Source organism: Candidatus Phytoplasma crotalariae, from assembly GCF_030586865.1.
Lineage (GTDB): Bacteria > Bacillota_I > Bacilli_A > Acholeplasmatales > Acholeplasmataceae > Phytoplasma > Phytoplasma citri.
The window spans coordinates 1-2584 of the sequence record NZ_JAOSIR010000044.1; the positions used below are offsets into that span (position 1 = coordinate 1).

A 2584-nucleotide genomic window follows, 5' to 3' on the forward strand; every position below is an offset into this window, starting at 1 on the left:
CAATTGATATATTTTGAGATACTGTCAAATCATCAATTAAATTAAAATGTTGAAAAATAAAACCAACTGATTGATTTCTATAATTATCGAAATCACTTTCACTAAAATTGCGGAATTAAAAAAGAGTGAGCCCAAAATCTTAAATGATGAATACCATTCTTTTCTGCTTCCAATAGCTGCTTTAAAACCCCCAAAAAGTTCATTAGCAAAAGAAATAGATAAAATTAAAAAACTCCCCAAAGAAGTAAGTACAATAGTGGGTGACATCGCTAAAATTAGTGTTCATATGGGTAATGTAGCCGCAAACCCCAATGTATTAGCTAATTGTGAAGATTTAAATCATGCAAGATGGAAAAAAGAAGTTCCAAATGCAATTCTTTCAAATCTAAATTCTTTTTATAAAATCGCCTCAGCTGAGGGATAAATAAAAGGAGTTATAAGTTAAAATGATACAAGTAAAAAATAAATTATATCTTTTAATTATTTGTTTAGGATTATGCTTTTTCATGAATATTAATCATGTTATGGCTGCTCCGAAAAAAAATGATAAAGGCAAAGAAATTTCTTCCTCTGAAAAAAAAGAATCAAAAATAACTAAAAAAGATATATCAAAATATTATGAATTAGTCCATATTCTTGAAGATTATTCTGAAGAAGATCGAAGTCAATTTATTGAGATTTTATCAGATCCACAAAAATTAAAATCATTACAAGAAAAAGCATCACAAGAAAAAGCGCTTAAGGAACAAAAAACAGGTTCTTCCTCTAAAAAACCTAATGATTCTAAAAAATAAAATTTAAAATAAACTATTATTATTTATTTAGACCCTTTTAAGGGTCTGGTGATTTGATAATTATGATTAAATAAAAAAGACCCGTGAAAGGGTCTTTTTATATTCAAGAAAAAAAACTTATTTTTATATTGATAATATTTTAGTTATTGTCATTATTTAAAGTTTTTAAAAGAATTTGATAATTTTTTAGTTGTTCTTTTTGATTATTAACTAATTGTTTGTGGTTTTCTTTTAATTCTAAGAGATTTTCTTTTCGATCATCAGTAAGATTAACTGATTCTCGTAATTCTTTATCTATTTTGTATATTTTGTTCGCATTATCATAAATTTTTTGTTTTAAATTCATGATTTGTTCTTCAATGGAGAGATTGTGTTGAGAAGGTTGATTGTTACTAGTTCCTGGAAGGTTTGGATCCATTGCCATAACATGATTAATATTAATTAAGCAAAACATACCTAAACAACTAATTAAAAAGAATGGTAAAAGATGTAATTTATTTTTTACTTGCATCATTTTAACTTATAACTCCTTTTTTATTTATCCCTCAGCTGAGGTGATTTCATAAAAGGAATTTAGCTCTGAAAGAATTGAATTTGTAAATTCTTTTTTATCTATTTCATATCCTTTTTCTAATCTTTTTTTATAATTTTGGGCACGATTTAACATTTCTTGGTAGGATTTTTGGTCCACTTCTAATTTACCAATTTGAACATTAATTTTTCCGATTTCACCAATTATTTCAAGTCTTTCAGCCTTGAGTTTTTCAATTTTATCTTGATTACCTCTTTTATCGCTTTGTTTTAAGTTATTAATTTCTTGTTCTTTAACAGCTTTTTCTTTTTCTAATGAACTTTTTTGTGGTTTTAAAGCTTCTATTTGAGGTAGAAGAGCATTTAATTGTGATTGGTATTCATCACAATTTTTTTGTTGTTCGTCTACCCATGTTTTTTGCTCTTTTAAGATATTCAATTTCGATCGCCAACTCTTTTTTAATTCCACATTTTTTTCTTGTTCTTCAGAAGATAAATCAGATGGTAAGATAGCAGGATGAGCGGTTTCTTGAAAAAGATAAGTTTTAATTTGTTCGAAACGACTAGCTGTTGTTTTGATTTTTGGTTGGGGAATTTCTAAAGAACGTTTTGGTCTGGGAGAAATTGGTTTTTCTCTTTCTGATTCTTCAGACTCGAATTTTTCTTTTTCCGCTTCTAAAGAGGATAAAGGTGTTTGGGGAGAAGTAACATGAGGACGATTTTTATTAATCACGATGATAATTAATATTCCTATGAATAAAATCACCATTATTTCAATAAAATGTTTTTTGAAAAAATTATTATTATTCATTAATTTCATTCATTAATTTCTGAACCTTTCCGATAATAAGAGATATTATTATCAAATTTAGAAATTTGAATATATCACTATTATATAACTTTAAACAAGAAATGTGGAAAGAAAATAATGATGAAAATTGATTTCATCATTATTTATTGCTAATTGGTTGATAGAATTTAGCATATTTTTTGTTTTTTTGTTGTTCTAAGAAACGTTGTTGAGCCCGAGCGTAACTAGGATTTTTTTGTTTTAGTTCTTCTTTTGTGGCATTTATTTCTTCATTTTTATTTTCTAATTTTTCTTCTAAATCATATTTTGTTTCAAATAATTTATAAGTATCTGAAACTTCTTTTTGTTTTTTGGCTAATTCATCGGAGATGGTTTGATATTCATTAATCCAAGATTGAAATTCTTTGTTTATATTTTCATCTATTTTTTTAGAATTTATAACTTCTTG

At 26.0% G+C, this 2584-nt stretch carries 4 protein-coding genes and 1 pseudogene; 2 read left to right on the forward strand and 3 right to left on the reverse strand.

Annotated features, from left to right (window positions below; all coding sequences use genetic code 11):
* The first annotated feature begins 70 nt into the window (after window positions 1–70).
* Both OC683_RS02255 and OC683_RS02260 read left to right on the forward strand, forming a co-directional pair.
* Window positions 71–424: a hypothetical protein gene (locus OC683_RS02255; RefSeq protein ID WP_304514920.1), complete on the forward strand. Its 354-nt coding sequence runs from the start codon at window positions 71–73 to the stop codon at window positions 422–424.
* 22 nt (window positions 425–446) lie between these two features.
* The gene (locus tag OC683_RS02260) at window positions 447–794 is read left to right on the forward strand and encodes a hypothetical protein (protein WP_304514921.1); all 348 of its coding nucleotides are present in this window, start codon (window positions 447–449) and stop codon (window positions 792–794) included.
* 139 nt (window positions 795–933) lie between these two features.
* Here OC683_RS02260 and OC683_RS02265 read toward each other — a convergent pair whose 3' ends face one another.
* The 3 genes and pseudogenes from OC683_RS02265 to OC683_RS02275 all read right to left on the reverse strand — a co-directional run.
* A complete protein-coding gene (locus tag OC683_RS02265; protein ID WP_320411933.1) occupies window positions 934–1308 on the reverse strand; it encodes an SVM family protein in 375 nt (124 codons plus the stop codon).
* Window positions 1309–1332: 24 nt separating this feature from the next.
* Window positions 1333–2145, reverse strand: coding sequence for a hypothetical protein (locus OC683_RS02270; protein WP_320411934.1), 813 nt, complete (start codon window positions 2143–2145; stop codon window positions 1333–1335).
* A 130-nt stretch (window positions 2146–2275) separates the two neighbouring features.
* A pseudogene (locus tag OC683_RS02275) lies at window positions 2276–2584 on the reverse strand (DNA double-strand break repair protein Rad50); the annotation flags it as partial.

What these genes read in the sequence shown, in the direction of transcription:
- OC683_RS02270 (WP_320411934.1), bottom strand. Translation starts at nt 2,145, where the DNA reads ATGAAATTAATGAATAATAATAATTTTTTCAAAAAACATTTTATTGAA.
- OC683_RS02260 (WP_304514921.1), top strand. Translation starts at nt 447, where the DNA reads ATGATACAAGTAAAAAATAAATTATATCTTTTAATTATTTGTTTAGGA.
- OC683_RS02265 (WP_320411933.1), bottom strand. Translation starts at nt 1,308, where the DNA reads ATGATGCAAGTAAAAAATAAATTACATCTTTTACCATTCTTTTTAATT.